Origin of the sequence: Streptomyces sp. NPDC101194 (assembly GCF_044767885.1) — a bacterium.
In the GTDB taxonomy this organism is placed as follows: domain Bacteria; phylum Actinomycetota; class Actinomycetes; order Streptomycetales; family Streptomycetaceae; genus Streptomyces.
In genome coordinates, this window is record NZ_JBIWOS010000003.1 from 805,143 (window position 1) to 824,665 (window position 19,523).

At 71.2% G+C, this 19,523-nt stretch carries 16 protein-coding genes and 1 pseudogene; 4 read left to right on the forward strand and 13 right to left on the reverse strand.

Going from position 1 to position 19,523, the window contains the following annotated elements:
* Window positions 1–266: 266 nt before the first annotated feature.
* Complete coding sequence (locus tag ACIRP2_RS16545) at window positions 267–461, reverse strand: DUF3046 domain-containing protein (protein WP_404250775.1); 195 nt, start codon at window positions 459–461, stop codon at window positions 267–269.
* A gap of 79 nt (window positions 462–540) precedes the next feature.
* Between ACIRP2_RS16545 and ACIRP2_RS16550 the strand changes: the two genes are divergently transcribed.
* Entirely contained in the window at window positions 541–1,455 is a 915-nt protein-coding gene (locus tag ACIRP2_RS16550; protein WP_404250777.1) for a hypothetical protein, read from the forward strand.
* 43 nt (window positions 1,456–1,498) lie between these two features.
* On the opposite strand, the gene ACIRP2_RS16555 is transcribed toward ACIRP2_RS16550, so the two are convergent.
* The 3 genes from ACIRP2_RS16555 to ACIRP2_RS16565 all read right to left on the reverse strand — a co-directional run bounded on the left by ACIRP2_RS16555 (window position 1,499) and on the right by ACIRP2_RS16565 (window position 3,639).
* Window positions 1,499–1,804, reverse strand: a complete 306-nt coding sequence (locus tag ACIRP2_RS16555) for an AzlD domain-containing protein (RefSeq protein ID WP_404250779.1) — start codon at window positions 1,802–1,804, stop codon at window positions 1,499–1,501.
* Entirely contained in the window at window positions 1,801–2,709 is a 909-nt protein-coding gene (locus ACIRP2_RS16560; protein WP_404250781.1) for an AzlC family ABC transporter permease, read from the reverse strand. The genes ACIRP2_RS16555 and ACIRP2_RS16560 overlap by 4 nt, the downstream gene beginning before the upstream one ends.
* A 63-nt stretch (window positions 2,710–2,772) precedes the next feature.
* Window positions 2,773–3,639 carry an AraC family transcriptional regulator gene (locus ACIRP2_RS16565; RefSeq protein ID WP_404250783.1) on the reverse strand — a complete coding sequence of 289 codons (867 nt, stop codon included), beginning with the start codon at window positions 3,637–3,639 and terminating at the stop codon, window positions 2,773–2,775.
* Window positions 3,640–3,720: 81 nt separating this feature from the next.
* Here ACIRP2_RS16565 and ACIRP2_RS16570 point away from each other — a divergent pair, with 81 nt between their 5' ends.
* The 3 genes from ACIRP2_RS16570 to ACIRP2_RS16580 are packed head-to-tail and all read left to right on the forward strand — an operon-like array spanning window position 3,721 to window position 10,041.
* A complete protein-coding gene (locus ACIRP2_RS16570; RefSeq protein ID WP_404250785.1) occupies window positions 3,721–8,388 on the forward strand; it encodes a DEAD/DEAH box helicase in 4,668 nt (1,555 codons plus the stop codon).
* 50 nt (window positions 8,389–8,438) lie between these two features.
* Entirely contained in the window at window positions 8,439–9,239 is an 801-nt protein-coding gene (locus ACIRP2_RS16575; RefSeq protein WP_404250787.1) for a DNA-formamidopyrimidine glycosylase family protein, read from the forward strand.
* A gap of 37 nt (window positions 9,240–9,276) precedes the next feature.
* On the forward strand, window positions 9,277–10,041 hold the full coding sequence (locus ACIRP2_RS16580; RefSeq protein WP_404250789.1) for an SDR family NAD(P)-dependent oxidoreductase: 765 nt from the start codon (window positions 9,277–9,279) through the stop codon (window positions 10,039–10,041).
* A 634-nt stretch (window positions 10,042–10,675) separates the two neighbouring features.
* Here ACIRP2_RS16580 and ACIRP2_RS16585 read toward each other — a convergent pair.
* The 9 genes and pseudogenes from ACIRP2_RS16585 to ACIRP2_RS16625 all read right to left on the reverse strand — a co-directional run bounded on the left by ACIRP2_RS16585 (window position 10,676) and on the right by ACIRP2_RS16625 (window position 19,381).
* Complete coding sequence (locus ACIRP2_RS16585) at window positions 10,676–10,846, reverse strand: CsbD family protein (protein WP_404250791.1); 171 nt, start codon at window positions 10,844–10,846, stop codon at window positions 10,676–10,678.
* Window positions 10,847–10,953: 107 nt separating this feature from the next.
* Window positions 10,954–11,136: pseudogene (locus tag ACIRP2_RS16590) on the reverse strand (DNA starvation/stationary phase protection protein); the annotation flags it as partial.
* A gap of 86 nt (window positions 11,137–11,222) precedes the next feature.
* Entirely contained in the window at window positions 11,223–11,606 is a 384-nt protein-coding gene (locus ACIRP2_RS16595; protein ID WP_351086112.1) for a helix-turn-helix transcriptional regulator, read from the reverse strand.
* Between the two features lie 109 nt (window positions 11,607–11,715).
* On the reverse strand, window positions 11,716–12,225 hold the full coding sequence (locus tag ACIRP2_RS16600; RefSeq protein ID WP_404250793.1) for a CinA family protein: 510 nt from the start codon (window positions 12,223–12,225) through the stop codon (window positions 11,716–11,718).
* Window positions 12,222–13,061 carry a CDP-diacylglycerol--glycerol-3-phosphate 3-phosphatidyltransferase gene (gene pgsA, locus ACIRP2_RS16605; RefSeq protein ID WP_404250795.1) on the reverse strand — a complete coding sequence of 280 codons (840 nt, stop codon included), beginning with the start codon at window positions 13,059–13,061 and terminating at the stop codon, window positions 12,222–12,224. Before pgsA ends, ACIRP2_RS16600 begins: the two co-directional genes overlap by 4 nt.
* Complete coding sequence (gene rimO / locus ACIRP2_RS16610) at window positions 13,058–14,542, reverse strand: 30S ribosomal protein S12 methylthiotransferase RimO (RefSeq protein WP_404250797.1); 1,485 nt, start codon at window positions 14,540–14,542, stop codon at window positions 13,058–13,060. The genes pgsA and rimO overlap by 4 nt, the downstream gene beginning before the upstream one ends.
* A 145-nt stretch (window positions 14,543–14,687) precedes the next feature.
* Window positions 14,688–15,488 carry a helix-turn-helix domain-containing protein gene (locus ACIRP2_RS16615; RefSeq protein WP_404250799.1) on the reverse strand — a complete coding sequence of 267 codons (801 nt, stop codon included), beginning with the start codon at window positions 15,486–15,488 and terminating at the stop codon, window positions 14,688–14,690.
* Window positions 15,489–15,692: 204 nt separating this feature from the next.
* On the reverse strand, window positions 15,693–18,458 hold the full coding sequence (locus ACIRP2_RS16620; protein WP_404250801.1) for a DNA translocase FtsK: 2,766 nt from the start codon (window positions 18,456–18,458) through the stop codon (window positions 15,693–15,695).
* 248 nt (window positions 18,459–18,706) lie between these two features.
* Complete coding sequence (locus ACIRP2_RS16625) at window positions 18,707–19,381, reverse strand: two-component system response regulator (protein ID WP_404250803.1); 675 nt, start codon at window positions 19,379–19,381, stop codon at window positions 18,707–18,709.
* Between the last annotated feature and the right edge of the window lie 142 nt (window positions 19,382–19,523).

The following is a 19,523-nucleotide window of genomic DNA, read 5'->3' on the forward strand; positions in this document are numbered from 1 at the left end:
GCCGGTTGCCGGACGGCGCGGCCTGCGGGGCGGACGGGGCGGGCTGGTTGAAAGTCGTCTGGGTCTGGGCTGTCTCGTCTGTCGGTGACACCGCTCCAGTCTCGCCTATGACAGTGACAAGCAGCGGCCCGCCCCGGACAACAGCACAGGTCCGGCCGCTGACGGGCCGGAAATCAGCGCTTGTGGAGCGGACGACCGGACCGACGGGGGCAACCGGACCGGCAGGGGTCGGCGTTCGTCGGCGGGGACGCCCGGACCGGCCGGGGTCAGCGCTTGTCGGCGGGGATGCCGACCGCCGCACAGACACCGCGCCAGACGTCCTTGGCCTCCCAGCCCGCGGCCAGCGCCTGGTGCACCGTCCGTCCGCCCAGCTCGGCCATCACATGATCGCGCGCGAAGGAATCGGCGTAACCCGCGCCGAAGTGGTCCGCCATCCGTTCCCAGAAAATCGTCAACCGCATGACCTCAGTATCCCGCTCCTGAGAGTGCAGCCGGGCCGCTACGTCTTGCCGAGAGCGCTTACCGCCCTACGGTCGGTCCATGGCTGGAACCGGAACAAGTCCCCTCAACCGTGCCGAGCAGTTCATGTGGCTCACGGCCCGTGTCCTGGAACAGCGGCGGTTCGCCCATCACTTCCTGGAGGGAAGTGCGGACGCCGTGGAAACGGCACTCGCCGCCTATCTGAACGAGGACGGCGGGTACGGGCACGCGCTCGAACCCGATCTACGCGGCCCCGTCAGTCAGCCGCTGCACACCGCGCACGCGCTCAACGTCCTCGATTCCATCGGCCGCTGCGGCGGGATCCGGGTGGAGCGGATCTGCCGCTTCCTGACCGAGGTGTCCACCAAGGAGGGGGCGCTGCCCGCTCTCCTCCCGTCGCAGCGCGGCTATCCGGCCGCGCCGTTCATCCCGATCCTCGACGCCCCGCCCGCGGAACTGTTGGCCACCGGCCCCGTCGTCGGGCTTCTGCACCGCAACGCGGTGTGGCATGCCTGGCTGTTCCGGGCCACCGATTTCTGCTGGGCCGCGATCGACGCCCTGGACCGGTCGCATCCGTACGAGATCGAGGCGGCGCTCGCCTTTCTGGACGGCGCTCCCGACCGGGCCCGTGCGGAGGCCGCGGCCGACCGGCTCGGCCGGCTGGTGCGGGACCAGCGGCTCGCCGTGCTCGATCCGCGGCGGCGCGCGGAGTACCCGGTGGCGGCCGGATACGCACCGGCCGAGCAGCACTTCCCGTACGACTACGCCCGTACACCCGACTCGCTCGCCCGCCGCTGGTTCACCGACGAGGAGCTGGAGCGCTCGCTCGACCATCTCGCGGCCGAGCAGCAGGCGGACGGCGGCTGGCCGGTGAACTGGCGGCAGTGGGCGCCGGGGACGGCGCTGGAAGGACGCCCCATCGTGACGCTCAAGGCGCTCATGACACTGCGGGCCCATGGACGCAGCCTCGACTGAGACGGGGAGCGACGAAACAGGGGGGCGAGCCCGACCGCGGTGTCTACCCGAGGGCGCGTATCCCCGCGGTGACGACCACGGCGGCCCCCACGACCACGAGGAAAGGCGCGCGGAGGGCGAGTGCGAGCGCCGCCGCGGCGAGCCCCGCGCCCCTGGCATCGAGCGTCAGGTGCCGGCCTGCTCCGAACGTCTGCTGCGCGGTGAGCGCGGCCAGCAGTGCCACGGGCAGGAGCGCGGCGAGCCGCTGTACGAGCGGACGTTCCAGGACACCGGCGGGCACCAGGAGTCCGAGCAGTTTGGCGAGGTAGCAGCCGGCGGCGGTCAGCGCGATGGCGATCCAGACGTTCATCGGTTCTCCTTCGCCGCGGTCGTGTCCGCAGCTTTCGTGTCCGCAGTCGTCGTGTCCGCAGTCGTCGTCTTCACCATGGGGGTCTTCACCGTGGACGAGTCCGCCGTGTCCGTCCGCGTCGTGGCCGTGCTCCCGTTCGTTCCGTTCCGGCGTCCGCCCAGGAAGAGGACGGCGGGTGCGGCGAGTGCGGACAGCAGGACGGGCACACCTGCGGGCAGTACGGGCAGCAGTCCGAGCGCGAGCAGGACAGCGACGGCGGCGGTGATGCGCTCCGTCGTGCTCTTGAGCATCGGCGCGAGCAGAGCGAGGAAGACCGCGGGCGATGCCGCGTCCAGCCCCCAGGCGTCGGTGTCGCCGAGCGCCTCGGCGCCGAGGGCCCCCAGCAGCGTCGTCAGGTTCCACAGGGCGTAGAGGGTGAGTCCGGTGACGGCGAAACCGATCCGTGCGGCCCGCCGGGTGGGCTGCGGCAGTGTCACGGCGGTGGTCTCGTCGATGACCCACTGGGCGGCAAAGGGGCGCAGCGTGCGCGGAAGCGCGAGAAGCTGCGACAGCCGCAGGCCGTAGAACGAGTTGCGTACGCCGAGGAAGAAGGCCCCGGCCGCCGCGGTGTACGGATTGCCGCCCGCGGCGAGAGCGCCGACGAGGGCGAACTGCGAGGCGCCGGTGAAGACGGCGAGGCTGAGTGCGCAGGTCTGCAGCAGGCTCAGTCCGGAGCCGGCCGAGGTCACGCCGAACGCGAAACCGGAGAGTCCGACGGCTATGCCGACCCCGAGTGCGTCGCGCACCACGGCCGCGTCCGACTTCGTCGCGACCGCGTCCGGCTGCACCCCGGGGAGGACCGGGCTCCCGTGGGGCGGGTCGGCTGCTCTGCCGACCCCCTCTGGAAATGTCGTCTGTTCTGCCACGACCGGAACGTTACGGGGCAGATCCGGACCGGTCTTGTACGTTCTTGCACGTTCGCGCCGGCTCTACGTCCTTGCACGTTCGCGCTGGTTCGTTCTCGCACGTTCGCGCTGGTACGCGCCGGGGGGCACCCCCACGATCCGGGTGAAATGACGATTGAGATGCGGCTGATCGGTGAAGCCGACCTCGACGGCCGCCTCCGCGGGCGCAGTCCCCTCGTCGAGCATCCGGCGTGCGGCCCGCACACGGGCATCGGTGAGCCAGGCGTGCGGGGGCATTCCGTACTGCTTCTTGAAGGCTCTCAGCAGCGCGAACGGGCTGGTGCCGAGTTCCGCGGCCAGCGCGGCCAGCGTGGGCGGCCGCCCCATCCGGTCCTCCAGCAGCGCGCGGGCCCGTGCGGCGTCGCGGGCACCGGCCGTGCGGGGCGCGCGGGCGGGCAGCGCGCTGCCGTGCCGACTGAGCAGCCGCGCGACCATGACCCGCAGCACGGTGTCGGCGGCGAGCGCGTTGCCCTCCTCCGCGGCCCGGTGGACCTCACCGATCAGCCGGGCCGCGTACGCGTCCACGACGCTGGTCTCGGTGAGACCGACCGTGCCGCGCAGGCTCGTCGTATCGGCCGCGATGTCGTTGATCACCCGCGCGGACGGGTACAGCGTGGCGTACACCCAGCCCTCGGGAACGCCCGCGCGGGCGGTGTGCGGCACCTCCGGATTGATCATGACGACGGTTCCGGGGCCCGCGTGGACGGTGCCGCCCGGCAGTCCGACGTCCTCCACCCCGCGGGTGATGGTGCCGAAGACATAGCCCTCGTGGCTGTGGCGCGGGAAGGTGTGGCGCACGTACCGGGCACGCAGCAGGTCGAGGCCGGGCAGCTCCGCGTGCTGCCAGTACCTCGCCCACTCTCCCGATCCCGGCTCCGGTCCGGCCCCCATGAGGGGATTCTCGCAGGTCCCGGACGAGGTCGACGGTGGCCGTCACGGCCGTTGTCAGTGGCGGGGTGCACGATGGGGGACATGGCCGGCTCTGCGCTCGATTCGTTCTCCCCCGCGACCCGCGGCTGGTTCGCGGGTGCCTTCAGCGCGCCCACCGCCGCGCAGGAAGGCGCCTGGCGCGCGATCGGCGAGGGCTCGGACGTGCTGGTCGTCGCGCCCACCGGCTCCGGCAAGACCCTGGCCGCGTTTCTCGCCGCGCTGGACGGGCTGGCGTCCGTCCCGCCGCCCCCCGAGGCGAAGAAGCGCTGCCGGGTGCTGTACGTGTCGCCGCTCAAGGCCCTCGCGGTCGATGTCGAGCGCAATCTCCGCTCGCCGCTGACCGGCATCCGCCAGGAGTCGGTGCGGCTGGGGCTGCCCGAGCCCGAGGTCCGCGTGGGAATCCGGTCCGGCGACACCCCGGCCGCCGAGCGTCGTTCGATGGCGACCCGGCCGCCGGACATCCTGATCACCACACCCGAATCGCTGTTCCTCATGCTGACGTCCTCGGCCCGGGAGGCGCTGTCCGGCATCGAGACGGTGATCCTCGACGAGGTGCATGCCGTGGCGGGTACGAAGCGGGGTGCGCACCTCGCCGTGTCGCTCGAGCGTCTCGACGAACTGCTTCCGCGGCCCGCCCGTCGGATCGGGCTGTCGGCGACGGTGCGTCCGGTCGACGAGGTCGCGCGATTCCTCTCACCGCAGCGGAAGGTGGAGATCGTCCAGCCACCGTCCACCAAGCGGTTCGACCTGTCGGTGGTCGTGCCGGTCGAGGATCTGGGCGAACTCGGCGGCTCGCCCGCCGCCGACACCGACCAGGCGGGCCAGGCGGACAAGCCGTCGATCTGGCCCCATGTCGAGGAACGCATCGTCGACCTCGTCCAGGAGCACCGCTCCACGATCGTCTTCGCCAATTCCCGCCGCCTCGCGGAGCGGCTGTGCAACCGGCTCAACGAGATCGCGTACGAGCGGCTCACCGGTGAGACGATCGCCGAGGCCCACTCCCCCGCCGAGATCATGGCCGAGTCCGGCGCGGCGAAGGGCGCCCCCGCGCTGCTCGCCCGCGCCCACCACGGCTCGGTCTCCAAGGAGCAGCGTGCCCAGGTCGAGGAGGACCTCAAGGCGGGGCGGCTGCCGGCCGTGGTCGCCACCTCCAGTCTGGAGCTGGGCATCGACATGGGAGCGGTCGATCTGGTGATCCAGGTGGAGTCACCGCCGTCGGTGGCCTCCGGGCTGCAACGGGTCGGCCGGGCCGGGCATCAGGTCGGTGCGGTCTCCACCGGCGTGGTCTTCCCGAAGTACCGGGGCGATCTGGTGCAGGCGGCCGTGGTCACCGAGCGGATGCGCGAGGGCTCCATCGAGGCACTCCGCATCCCGTCCAACCCGCTGGACGTCCTGGCCCAGCAGCTCGTCGCCATGGTCGCCCTGGACAGCTGGCAGGTGGACGAACTGCTGGCCGTGACGCGTCGCGCCGCCCCCTTCGCGTCCCTGCCCGAGTCGGCGTTCACCGCCGTGCTGGACATGCTCGCCGGCCGCTATCCGTCCGACGCCTTCGCCGAACTGCGCCCGCGCGTGGTCTGGGACCGGGTGGCCGGTACGGTCACGGGCCGCCCCGGTGCCCAGCGGCTCGCCGTCACCTCCGGGGGGACCATCCCCGACCGCGGACTCTTCGGGGTCTTTCTCGCCGGTGCCGACCCCAAGAAGGGCGGTGGCCGGGTCGGTGAGCTGGACGAGGAGATGGTGTACGAGTCCAGGGTCGGCGACGTCTTCACGCTGGGCACCACGTCCTGGCGGATCGAGGACATCACCCGTGACCGGGTCCTGGTGTCACCCGCCCCCGGCGTTCCGGGCCGGCTGCCGTTCTGGAAGGGCGACCAGCTGGGCCGTCCGCTGGAACTGGGACGGGCGCTGGGCGCGTTCCTCCGGGAAATCGGCGGGATGTCTCCGGAGGATGCCCGGCAGCGCCTGCTCGCCGCCGGTCTCGACGCCTGGGCCGCCGACAACACCTTGTCCTACATCGACGAACAGCGCCGCGCCTGTGGTCACGTGCCGGACGACCGGACCATCCTCGTCGAGCGTTTCCGTGACGAGCTGGGTGACTGGCGGGTCGTCGTGCATTCCCCCTTCGGCGCGCAGGTGCACGCCCCGTGGGCACTGGCGCTCAACGCCCGTCTCGCCGAGCGGTACGGCATGGATGCCCAGGTGATGCACGCCGACGACGGCATAGTGCTGCGATTGCCCGACGCCGACCTGATGGGCCTGGACCTCCTGGACTTCGACCCGGTGCGGGATCCTGCGCAGGACCCCGCCCTGGATCCGCTACCGCTGCCGAGCCCCTCGTACGACAGCGAGCAGCCGCCGGTCGGCGCCGGTGATGTGACCTTCGACCAGGGCGAGATCGGTGGGATCGTCACCGACCAGGTGGGCGGATCGGCGTTGTTCGCCTCACGCTTCCGCGAGTGCGCGGCGCGGGCCCTGTTGCTGCCGCGACGCAGCCCCGGCAAGCGCACCCCGCTCTGGCAACAGCGTCAGCGCGCCGCACAACTGCTCCAGGTCGCCTCCGAGTTCGGCTCGTTCCCGATCGTCCTGGAAGCGGTCCGCGAATGTCTCCAGGACGTCTTCGACGTCCCCGGGCTCACGGAACTCATGGGTGACCTCGAGGCCCGTCGGGTCCGACTGGTCGAGGTGACCACCCCGGAGCCCTCGCCCTTCGCCCGCTCACTCCTGTTCGGCTACGTCGCCCAGTTCCTGTACGAGGGCGACTCACCCCTCGCCGAGCGGCGGGCCGCCGCGCTCTCCCTCGACTCCCACCTCCTGGCCGAACTCCTCGGCCAGGCCGAGCTGCGCGAGCTGCTCGACGCCGACGTCCTGACCGAGCTGGAGCAGGAGCTCCAGTGGCTGACCGAGGACCGCCGGGTCAAGGACGTCGAGGGGGTGGCCGATGTACTCCGCGTTCTCGGCCCGCTCACCGAAGCGGAGTTGGCCGAGCGCGGCGCCCGACCACCGTGGGCTCCGGAGCTCTCCGCCGCCCGCCGGGCCATCCGGGTCCGGATCGGCGGGGCGGACCACTGGGCCGCCATCGAGGACGCGGGACGGCTGCGCGACGCGCTGGGCACCGCCCTCCCGGTCGGCGTGCCCGAGGCCTTCACCGAACCGGTGAAGGACCCCCTCGGCGATCTCCTCGCCCGGTACGCCCGTACGCACGGACCGTTCACCTCCACCGAGGCCGCCGCCCGTTTCGGCCTCGGCACGGCTGTCACGGACGGCGCGCTGCAGCGGCTCGCCGCGACCGGCAGGATCGTGCAGGGCGAGTTCCACCCCGCCGGCATCGGTCAGGAGTGGTGCGACGCGACCGTGCTGCGCCGACTGCGCCGCCGCTCGCTCGCCGCGCTCCGCCACGAGTTGGAGCCGGTCCCGCCGACCGCCCTCGCCGGATTCCTTCCGCAGTGGCAGCACCTCGGCAACAACAGCCTGCGCGGAATCGACGGACTGGCCCGCGCCGTCGAGCAGTTGCAGGGCGCGCCCGTCCCCGCGTCGGCTTTGGAGAAGCTGATCCTGCCGAGCCGGGTCACGGGCTACACCCCCGCGCTGCTGGACGAGCTGACCACCACCGGAGAGGTCGTCTGGGCCGGGGCGGGTGCCCTTCCCGGAAAGGACGGCTGGCTCTCCCTCTACCTCGCCGACAGCGCACCTCTGCTCCTCCCGCCGCCGCATCCGCTCGAGCTCAGCGCGTTGCACGAATCCGTCCTGACCGCCCTGCGCGGTGGCTACGGACTGTTCTTCCGGCAGATCTCCGATCAGGTCCGCGCCACCACGCACCCGGACTGCACCGATCCGCAACTGGCCGACGCCGTATGGGACCTGGCCTGGTCGGGCCGGCTCACCAATGACACGCTCGCCCCGCTGCGTTCACTTCTCGGCTCCGGTCGCACGGCGGGGTCGACCGCCCACCGCGCCAGACGGAGCGTGCCACGCGGGCGTTACGGCTCGCTCACCGCGGCCGCCCGGCCCGCGTCCCGCACCGGCCCCCCGACCGTCTCGGGCCGCTGGTCCCTGCTGCCCGCCGTCGAACCCGACCCCACGCACCGTGCGCACGCCCTGGCCCGCACCCTCCTCGACCGTCACGGGGTGGTGACCCGCGGCGCGGTCCAGGCCGAAGGTGTCGAGGGCGGCTTCTCCGCCACGTACCGCGTCCTCTCCGCCTTCGAGGACAACGGGCAGGCCCGGCGCGGCTACGTCGTCGAGGGCCTGGGAGCGGCCCAGTTCGCGATGGACGGGGCGGTCGACCGGCTGCGTGCCCTTTCCACCGCACACGACCGTGCGGAACCGGACGCCGTCCCCCATGCCCTGGTTCTCGCCGCGGCGGACCCGGCCAATGCCTACGGCGCGGCGCTGCCCTGGCCCGAGCCGCCGGACGGCGCCGGGCACAAGCCGGGCCGCAAGGCGGGCGCCCTGGTGGTGCTGGTCGACGGCGAGCTGACGATGTACATGGAGCGCGGCGGCAAGACGCTGCTGGCCTGGCCCACCGATCCGGAGGATCCGGCCCTTCTCGCGGCAGCCGCGGCACTGGCGGCCGCCGCCCGAGCCGGGGTGCTCGGCACGGTCACGGTGGAGCGCACCAACGGCACCTCGTCCCTGACCTCCCACCTCGGCCGCACATTGGAGGCGGCCGGCTTCCTGGCCACGCCGAGAGGACTCCGCCTGCGCGCCTGAACCGCCCCGTCCCTCACACCACACCATCCCGCACCCCGCATCATGGAGGCATGCCCGAAGGAGACACCGTCCTGCAGACCGCCGGACGTCTGCGCACCGCGCTGGCCGGCCGGATCCTCACCCGCTCCGACCTGCGCGTCCCCCGGTTCGCCACCGCAGACCTCACCGGCCGGACGGTTCTGGACGTCGCCTCGCGCGGAAAGCATCTCCTCACCCGTATGGAGGGCGGTCTCACCCTCCACAGCCACCTGCGGATGGACGGCGCCTGGCGGGTCTACGCCCCTGGTGAGCGCTGGCGCGGCGGCCCCGCCCACCAGATCCGCGCCGTCCTCGCCAACACGGAGCACACGGCCGTCGGCTACCGGCTCCCCGTACTCGAACTCCTCCGCACCCGCGACGAGGATCAGGCGGTCGGGCATCTCGGCCCCGATCTGCTGGGCCCCGACTGGAACCCCGACACCGCTCTGCGCAATCTGCTCAGCGACCCTGCCCGCCCCCTCGGTGAGGCCCTCCTGGACCAGCGCAATCTGGCCGGAATCGGAAACGTCTACAAGGCCGAGCTCTGCTTCCTCGCCCGTGTCACCCCCTGGCTCCCCGTCGGCGACCTGGCCGCCCCCACCGCCGCCCGCCTCGTCACCACGGCCAAGCAGCTCCTCGAAGCCAACCGTGACCGCCCCATGCGCACGACCACCGGCGCCGTACTCCGCGGACACGCCCCGCACGAACGGCTCTGGGTCTACGGCAGGACCGATCGGCCGTGCCTGCGCTGCGGCACACCCATCCGCACGGCGGACCAGGACTCCCGGCCCGCCTACTGGTGTCCGCGCTGCCAATCGGGCCCCACACGCTAGTTGACGACCCGTCAGATCCAGTCGTACCGTCCCCGTCATGTCCCTCACCGCGTACGACCTCACGGGCCGCTCCGCATTCATCACCGGCGCGGCCGGCGGCATCGGCCGCGCCGGAGCCGTCCTGCTCGCGGCGGCAGGCGCCACCGTGCACTGCGCGGACCGCGACGAGAAGGGCCTGCTGGAGACCCGTGACCTGATCGCCGAAGCGGGTGGCACATCCCACGTGCACACCCTCGACGTCACCGACCGCACTCGGATCAGGGCCGCGGTCGCCGCCGCGGGCGACCTCGACATACTGGCTGCCGTCGCCGGAATCATGCACACGAGCAGCGTCCTGGAGACCGCGGACGAGGACCTCGACCGGGTCCTCTCCGTCAATTTCAAGGGCGTTCTGTACGCCTGTCAGGAAGTGGCCCGCGGCATGATCGCGCGCGGCACGCCCGGCTCGCTGATCACCATGGCCTCGGGGGCGGTCGACGCCGCGAGCCCGGGACTGCTCTGCTACAGCGCGGCCAAAGCGGCGGTCGTCCAGCTGACGAAGACCCTGGCGACCGAGCTGGGACCTCATTCGATCCGTGTCAATGCCGTCGCCCCGGGCTGGATCCGTACGCCCATGACCGCCCGCCACGACGCGGACCTGCAACACCGGGCGGAGACCACGATGGCGCGGATGTCCCCGCTCGGCCGGGTCGGCGAGGCCGAGGACGTCGCCCACACCCTGCTGTATCTCGCATCCGACGCGTCGGCCTTCATGACCGGCCAGATCCTCCGCCCGAACGGCGGCGTAGCCATGCCCTGGTAGTCCGCCGAGCCCGGTCGACGCCCCGTGCGGCGACACCGGACCATCGGCCCGCGTACCGCGTCCCCGCGGTGGAGCACCAGCGCGCGCACCGTGCCGGGACACCGGACCACCGACCCGTGTCCGCATCCGCCCCGCCGGCCCCCGCGGACCCGGCGGCCGCGGCCGCATGCACGGGCAGAAGGCTCAGCCCCCATCCGCCCGCCGCCACCGCACCCTCGACAAGCCCCGCGTGGGCCGGTTCCAGCACGAGCCGCAGCACGGCCCACCACCACGCCCCGCCGAGAACGAGCGCCGGCACCCATCGCCGTACCATGGCTGCCTCCTCCGGCCGAACCTAGTCCGGCCCGCTCGAGCGGCGGGAGGGCGCACCGGTGCACCACCGGCGCGCAGTACGCAGCCGTATGCCGTTGTGCGCTCTCGCCTGGAACTCCCCGAGCGTGCTGTGCCCTGCCTCTGCCGGGGACTGCCCGGCGGACAACCCGATGCGCGACCCCTGTGCGATCCCGCCGATCGACGCCCTTCTCTCCGCAGTCTCACCCGGTGGTGCCCATATCGCATCCAGAACGGACGACGCCGCGGCAGCACCGAGCCCCCGTCGCCCGGACGGGGGCTCGGCGAGCACGCTCAGCGCTTGTCACGACCGAGGGACTCCTTGAACACCCGCCGCCCGTTCCCGAAGCCCGCTCGCGGCATCCTCGGCCTGGTCCGCCTTGCCTTCGGCCCCCTTGCGCCGGTCGCCGGTCGTCCTGCCCATGGGCTCCTCGGCCCTGCCCTCGATCTTGCCCTTGGAGCCTTCGTCGACCACTGCGGCTGCTTCGGGCAGGGCGATCCGTCGCTCTGCCCCGTTCAGGGCAGGGCGGATGCCGTCACCCGACGAGCGGCGGTGGGAAAGCGCCTGCCGCTCCGCACGATTCAGGCACTCTCCGCCTGGACCCTCCAGGCCCGCTTCTCGAGGTCGGCGGTCGGCGCGCCGAGGATGTCCTGGCTGACCGGACCGGGGGCAGCGGTCTCCTCGATCCGCCCCCGCATGCGGCCGATCACCACTCCCAGGACACTTACCAGGGCCTTCACCGCGTCCACGTCCTCGACCCGACCCCCCCGGCAATCGCCCGGTCATGCGTAAGCCCCGGCCCACCCCGGAGGGGCCGACCGGGGCTCCGATTCACACCGGACCGCGCGGGTCAGGCGGCGACGACATCCACCGCTTCCGCGGGCGCCTTGATGGTCACCCGTCCCGTCGGCACACCTGCGACCGACGTCACGGAGACGGAATTGAGCATGGGACGTACCGGCACAGGCACCTGATCGCCGGCTGCTGCCGACTCGGCCAGTTCGGCCAGCGACAGCTCATCACTCACTTCACGCATGAGCTCGGACATCCGTACGTCAAGCGCGTCGCAAATGGCGGAGAGCAGTTCGGAGGAAGCCTCCTTCTGCCCCCGCTCCACCTCGGAGAGATAGCCGAGCGAGACTCGGGCGGACGAGGAGACTTCGCGCAGAGTACGGCCTTGGCGCTGGCGCTGCCGACGCAGCACGTCACCAAGCAGGCGACGGAGCAGAATCATCGGTGGCTCCCTCCTCGGACCGCGTAGCCGCATCCTTCACGCCCCACCGTACCGCCTTGCGCCGCGGCCGTGCGGGGAGCGATGTCGTGTTCACTCAGGGCTGCAAACATCAATTCCCCCCGTTCTGTTCCGTATCCTGTGCGCTTGCATTCTTGCCGAGTTCGGCGGAGAGCAATGCGAGCGCGCCCCGTACGCTCTCTCTACGGATGTCCGCACGCCCGCCGTTCAATCGCAGCGCGGTCACATTCTCCGCGCCGTCCGGCCCGGCCACCGCAACATAGACCGTGCCGACGGGCTTGCCGTCCTGCGACTCGGGGCCCGCGACCCCGGTGGTGCTCATACCCCAGTCTGTACCGAGAACCCGGCGCACGCCTGCCGCCATCTGTCGCGCCACCTCCGGGTCGACCGCGCCCCGTTCCGCCAGGAGGGCACCGTCCACACCCAGCAATTCCCTCTTCAGGGGCGTTGCGTACGCCGTCACGGACCCGCGGAAGGAGTGGGAGGCGCCCGGTACGGACGTCAGCTCGGCCGCGACCAGACCGCCGGTCAGCGACTCGGCGACGGCAAGGGTCTCGCCGCGCTCCTCCAGCAGCTCCAGCACCCGGGCCGCGGCAGTCACCGCTCGGCCTCCGCCGAGCCACGGCCACCGGTGGCGCCGGAGACCGGGTCGGCCCCCTCGGTCGCCCCGGACACCTCGGACGCCCCGGCTCCCCCGGAACCGGCAGCTCCCTCGGACGCCCCGGAGCCGACGGTCCCCGTGGAACCCGCAGTCGCTCCAGCAGCCCCGGAGGCGGCCTTCGCTCCAGCGGCCTTCTCGGCCGCGAGCCCCTTGCGCCGCAGTACGACGGCCTGGCGCACATAGTCGAGCCCGGTGACGACCGTCAGCACGACAGCCACCGCCATCACCCAGAAGCGAAGGGTGGCAAGTGGACCGGTCAGCGCCAGGACGTACATCCCGACAGCCGTCCCCTGCGCCAGAGTCTTCATTTTTCCGCCACGACTGGCCGGAATCACCGCATGCCGTATCACCCAGAACCGCATCAACGTGATGCCGATCTCGCGGAAGAGGATCACACCCGTGACCCACCAGGGCAGATCACCGAGGTACGACAGGCAGATCAGCGCCGCACCCATGATCGCCTTGTCCGCGATCGGGTCGGCGATCTTTCCGAAGTCGGTGACCAGGTTGTACGTGCGCGCAAGATGACCGTCGAACAGGTCGGTGATCATGGCGACGGCGAACGCCGCCCAGGCGAACGACCGCCAGACCGGGTCGTAGCCGCCGTTGTGCAGCAGCAGCATCACGAAGCCGGGCACCAGCACCAGACGCAGCATGGTGAGCAGATTGGCGATGTTCCACAGGCTGGCCTGATTGACGGCCGCACTGCCCAGCTTGCCGCCGCGGACCGGCTTCGCGCCGGAGCCGCCTGCCGCGGATGCCGGGACTCCCGTCATCTGGCCGCCTCCACGAGTTCGGAACACTCGGCCACCAGGTCCACTCCCTCGGTGCCCACCACCTTTGCCTCGACCATACGGCCGGGCGCGAGGCCCTCGCGTGCGGTGAAGAGGACCTGCCCGTCCGTTTCGGGGGCCTGGTGCGCCGCGCGACCCACCGCGCGTGGCTCGTCCTCGGTGGGGTCGACGGACTCGACCAGCACCTGCAGGGTCTCCCCGAGGCGCTCCTCCGCACGCTGCGAGGTCAGCTCCTCGGCCAGCTGCGAAATGTGCGCGAGCCGCTCCGCGATGACGTCGGCGTCCAGCTTGTTCTCGTAGCCGACCGCCTCGGTGCCCTCCTCGTCGGAGTAGCCGAAGACGCCGATGGCATCGAGCCGGGCACCGGTGAGGAAGCGTTCCAGCTCCGCCAGGTCCTCCTCGGTCTCGCCGGGGAAGCCCACGATGAAGTTGGAGCGCGCACCGGCCTGCGGCGCCTTGCCGCGGATGGTGTCCAGGAGCTCCAGGAAGCGGTCGGTGTCACCGAAGCGCCGCATCGCCCGCAGCACGGTGGGGGCCGAGTGCTGGAAGGACAGGTCGAAGTACGGCGCCACCTTCGGGGTCGAGGTCAGTACGTCGATGAGGCCCGGCCGCATCTCCGCGGGCTGCAGGTAGCTGACCCGGATCCGCTCGATGCCCTCGACGTCGGCGAGCTCCGGCAGCAGCGTCTCCAGCAGCCGGATGTCGCCGAGGTCCTTGCCGTACGAGGTGTTGTTCTCGGAGACCAGCATGACCTCCTTCACGCCCTGCTCGGCCAGCCAGCGGGTCTCCCCCAGCACGTCCGAGGGACGCCGCGAGATGAAGGAGCCCCGGAAGGACGGGATGGCGCAGAACGAGCAGCGGCGGTCGCAGCCCGAGGCGAGCTTCACCGAGGCCACGGGGCTGGTGCCGAGCCGTCGGCGCAGCGGCGCCCGCGGTCCGGAGACCGGTGCGACGCCCTCGGGGAGGTCCGCGGGTGCCGGGACCGGTGCGGCGTCCTGCGCGTGCCCCGGCAGGGCCACTGCGGCGTCCTGCCGCTCGGCCGGGCTGATCGGCAGGAGCTTTCTGCGGTCGCGTGGCGTGTGCGAGGCGTGGATGCCGCCGTTGAGGATGGTCTGGAGGCGGTCCGAGATGTCGGCGTAGTCGTCGAAGCCGAGGACGCCGTCCGCCTCGGGCAGGGCCTCGGCGAGGTCCTTGCCGTAGCGCTCGGCCATGCAGCCGACGGCGACCACGGCCTGGGTCCTGCCGTGGTCCTTCAGATCATTGGCTTCGAGGAGGGCGTCGACAGAGTCCTTCTTGGCGGCCTCGACGAATCCACAGGTGTTGACGACGGCGACATCGGCGTCGGAGGCGTCCTCGACGAGCTCCCAGCCGTCCGCTGCCAAGCGGCCTGCGAGCTCCTCCGAGTCCACCTCGTTACGGGCGCAGCCAAGAGTGACAAGGGCGACGGTACGGCGTTCGGACATGGGCTCAAGACTACTTTGTCCCAGCAGTCGCCCTGGCGTGCAGGGTTCCCCCGTTACACCGAGTAACAAGAGGGCGGGTGCTCGGCAGGACTGCCGGGCACCCGCCCTGTCGCCGGTCCCGCTCGGGAACCTCGCGTGTAACCGGTCAGCCGACGGCCGGATCGCCCTTCGTGTACGAGAGCCGCTCGACCTGGCCGGGCTGGAACTTGTCCTCGACCTTCTTGCCGTTCACGAAGAGCTCGATGGACCCGGCGTCACCGAGGACGAGGTCGACCCGCTCCTGGTCCTGGAAGGTCTTGGACTGGCCCTGGAGGAGCAGACCGTCGAAGAGCAGCCGGCCGTTGTGGTCCTTGGCGGAGATCCAGCTCTTGCCCTGGTTGGCGCTGAGCTTCACCGTCACCTTGTCCCGGGGTGCCGCGGCGATGGCACTGTCGGAGGGCGCCGGCTTGGGATCGACGGGCTTGCTGGTCTTCGGCGCGGGGCTCTTCGTGTTGGGCGTCGAGCCCTCGGCGACCTGGGTGGTCTTGGGGGTGTCGTCGCCGCCCTTGAAGAAGGTGAAGCCGACGAACCCCACGACGGCGACGATCGCCGCGACCATGGCCGCGGTCCAGTTGGGCCGCCGGGGCTCGGAACGGATTCTCTCGGCCTCGAACAGCGGCGCCGCGGACGTGGGCGCGGGACGGCCGCCGTGCTCGGCGTCGTACTGCGAAACCAGCGGTTCCGGATCGATGCCGACAGCACGCGCCAGAGTACGGATATGGCCGCGCGCGTACACGTCGCCGCCGCAGCGGGAGAAGTCGTCCTCTTCGATCGCGTGCACGATGGGGATGCGCACCCGGGTGGACGAACTGATTTCTTCGACCGTGAGACCTGCGGCGATACGAGCCTGCTGAAGCACTCGACCGATCGAAGGCCGGTCGTCTTCGGGGGAGTTGCCGATGGACACGGGGGCGCCTTTCGAGCGTGAGCCACCTGCTGGATGTTCAGTCTAGGGGGGGTACGAAAGGGAGGGGCAACCGGGACGAAGGACTTTGTCCGCCATCAGACTCGAACGCCGTCGGATTCACCGGGCCACCCCGGGAAGGACAATTTTGCCGTCCCTCCCTTCAACTTGACGTACGACCCGACGAAACGGTTGCCCGTACTTCACCTACGAAGCGGATTCCCCGCGGATCAGTGCCAACACCCCGTCCACCTCGTCCGGTTTCACCAGGACGTCGCGTGCCTTGGATCCCTCGCTCGGACCGACGATGTTCCGCGACTCCATCAGGTCCATCAGCCGGCCGGCCTTGGCGAAGCCGACCCGCAGCTTGCGCTGCAGCATCGAGGTGGAACCGAACTGGGTGGAGACGACCAGCTCGGCGGCCTGGCACAGCAGATCCAGGTCGTCGCCGATGTCCTCGTCGATCTCCTTCTTCTTGGCCGCGCCGACCACCACGTCCTCTCGGAAGACCGGCGCCATCTGATCCTTGCAGTGCTGGACGATGGCCGCGACCTCGTCCTCGGTGACGAAGGCGCCCTGCATACGGGTGGGTTTGTTGGCCCCCATCGGCAGGAACAGACCGTCGCCCTTTCCGATCAGCTTCTCGGCGCCGGGCTGGTCGAGGATGACGCGGCTGTCGGCCAGCGAGGAGGTCGCGAAGGCGAGCCGTGAGGGCACGTTCGCCTTGATCAGACCGGTGACGACGTCGACCGAGGGCCGCTGGGTCGCGAGCACCAGATGGATACCGGCGGCGCGGGCCAGTTGGGTGATACGGACGATGGCGTCCTCCACATCGCGCGGAGCGACCATCATCAGGTCGGCCAGCTCGTCGACGATCACCAGCAGGTACGGGTACGGCGAGAGCTCGCGCTCACTGCCTTCCGGCGGCTTGACCTTCCCGTTGCGGACGGCCTGGTTGAAGTCGTCGATGTGCCGGTATCCGAACGCGGCCAGGTCGTCGTACCGGAGGTCCATCTCCCGCACGACCCACTGGAGGGCCTCGGCGGCGCGCTTGGGATTGGTGATGATCGGTGTGATCAGGTGCGGGATGCCCTCGTACGCGGTCAGCTCGACCCGCTTGGGGTCGACCAGCACCATGCGGACGTCGTCCGGCGTCGCCCGCACCATGACCGAGGTGATCAGACAGTTGATGCAGGACGACTTGCCGGAACCCGTCGCACCGGCCACCAGGACGTGCGGCATCTTCGCCAGGTTGGCCATCACATAGCCGCCCTCGACGTCCTTGCCGAGCGCGACCAGCATCGGGTGGTCGTCCTCGGCGGCGTCCGCGAGGCGCAGCACGTCGCCGAGGTTGACCATCTCCCGGTCGGTGTTGGGGATCTCGATACCGACCGCCGACTTGCCCGGGATCGGCGAGATGATCCGGACGTCGGGGCTGGCGACGGCGTACGCGATGTTCTTGGCGAGCGCGGTGATCCGCTCGACCTTCACCGCGGGACCGAGCTCCACCTCGTAGCGGGTGACCGTCGGTCCGCGGGTGAAGCCGGTCACGGCGGCGTCGACCTTGAACTCGGTGAAGACGTTCGTCAGGGACGCGACGATCGCGTCGTTGGCGGCGCTGCGGGTCTTGCCGGGGCCACCGCGCTCCAACAGGTCGAGCGAGGGCAGCGAGTAGGTGATGTCGCCGGAGAGCTGCAGTTGTTCGGCGCGGGCCGGCAGCGGCTCGGACTGCGACCGGTCGGGCGCGGGCTTCGTCAGATCGGGTACGCCGCCCGAAGGCACCGCCCGCTTGTCCGGCTTGCCTCCCCCGGTGGCGGGTTCGCCCTCCCTGGCGCCCGGCACCGGCGATACCGGGCGTTCACGCTCGACGGAGACGCCCTGGGTGAGGTCGGCGACGATCGGCGAGGGCGGCATGCCGTTGAGCACCGCGCCGTCGAGCGCCGCGGCCGCGGCCGCGGCCACATCCACCGCGTCCATGGTGCGGTTCATCGCGGGCTGCACGGAAGGCCTGCGCGGCCTCGGGCGCTTGGAGAGAGCGTCGGCCTCCGCCCGGTCGGGGTCGTACTCCGCGGGCACTTCGGAGCGGCGTGCGGAGGAGCGGCGGGAACGGGCGGGGAGCGCCTCGCGCCACTGCTCGTCGTAACGCTCGTCGTCGTTCTCCTCGTCCGCCTCGGGGTCGTGCACCGGGTCGAGGATGCCCAGCTTGGTGCCGAGCAGGCGCAGCCGCTGTGGAATGGCGTTCACCGGGGTGGCGGTGACGACCAGCAGCCCGAAGACGGTGAGCAGCAACAGCAGCGGTACGGCGAGAACCTCGCCCATCGTGTAGATCAGCGGCTTGGAGGCCGCCCAGCCGATGAGTCCGCCCGCGTCCTGCATCGCCGTGGTGCCGTCCCCCCGGCCGGGCGATCCGCAGGCGATGTGCACCTGCCCGAGCACCCCGATGACCAGGGCGGAGAGCCCGATGACGATGCGGCCGTTGGCCTCGGGCCTCTCCGGGTGGCGGATCAGCCGTACGGCGATGGTGCCGAGCAGTATCGGCACCAGCAGGTCGAGCCGCCCGAAGGCCCCGGTGACGAGCATCTCGACGAGGTCGCCGACGGGTCCGCGCAGATTCGACCAGGTACCCGCGGCGACGACCAGCGCGAGGCCGAGCAGCAGCAGGGCGACACCGTCCTTGCGGTGTGCGGGATCGAGTCCCTTGGCACCGCGGCCCAGGCCGCGGAACATCGCACCCACGGCGTGGGCCGCGCCGAGCCAGACGGCACGCGCCACCCGGTACACACCACCGGTGGGCGATGGTGCCGGCTTGGGCGCGGCCGCCTTCTTGGCGGGAGCCTTCTTCGCGGGCGCGGTCTTCTTCGCTGCGGTCTTCTTGGCGGGCGCGGCTTTCTTGGCCGGCCCCGCGGTACGGCCGACGCGCTTCGCGGTGCCCGCCGTGCCCTGGGAACCCTTGCCGGACGTACGTGAGGCCATGGTGCCGAGGTTACCGGTGTCGACGGCCGTGAACACGCGTGCCTGCCGCTTCACCCGTCCGTGTCGCCTTACGGAGGCGGCAAACTGACGTGTTCTCACGCATCCGCACCGGTGGAAGCCTCCGTTCCCGCTGTCGAACGGGCCGGGCGGCAGGGAAGTTGGCCCGGAGGCCCGGACAACCGCCGTTCGCCGGGCGCAGGTCGCACGGCCGGACCGTTCCCGCCCTGGCTCCGCGCCGCGGTACGACGTTACGAGGGAACGACGCTCGCGCCGCTTCCGGTGCCGGGCTCCAGCGCGTCGAGCGCCCGGCGCAGGCCGGTCAGCTTCCGCTCCAGGTGGGCGGCGGTGGCCACGGCCGCGGCGTCCGCCGACTCGTCGTCGAGCTGCTTGGACAGCGCTTCGGCCTGCTCCTCGACGGCTGCGAGACGCGCCGAGAGTTCGGCCAGCAGTCCCGCGGGCTCCTTCTCGTGGCCCGTGTCGTCGGCGTCGCCTTCGAGCTGGAGCCGCAGCAACGCCGCCTGTTCGCGGAGCTTGCAGTTCTTCATGTACAGCTCGACGAAGACCGAGACCTTGGCCCGCAGCACCCATGGGTCGAACGGCTTCGAGATGTAGTCCACCGCGCCCGCCGCGTAACCCCTGAAGGTGTGATGCGGACCATGATTGATCGCGGTGAGGAAGATGATCGGGATGTCCCGGGTCCGCTCCCGCCGCTTGATGTGTGCGGCCGTTTCGAAACCGTCCATGCCCGGCATCTGGACGTCCAGCAGAATGACCGCGAAGTCGTCCGTGAGCAGCGCTTTGAGCGCCTCCTCCCCTGACGATGCCCGTACCAGGGTCTGATCGAGCGCAGAGAGGATGGCCTCCAGCGCCAGCAGATTCTCCGGCCGGTCATCGACCAGGAGGATCTTGGCCTTCTGCACCATGGCCCGTCCTCCTCGCCCCGGAATTGCACCGGGCGCCGCCCCAGGGGACGACTCCCTTACGCCGTCCGTCCTTGTGCCGGTCATGGTAGCCGCACCCCGCCCGTCGCCACACCCTGTCACCGCGATGTCACTGTGCACACAG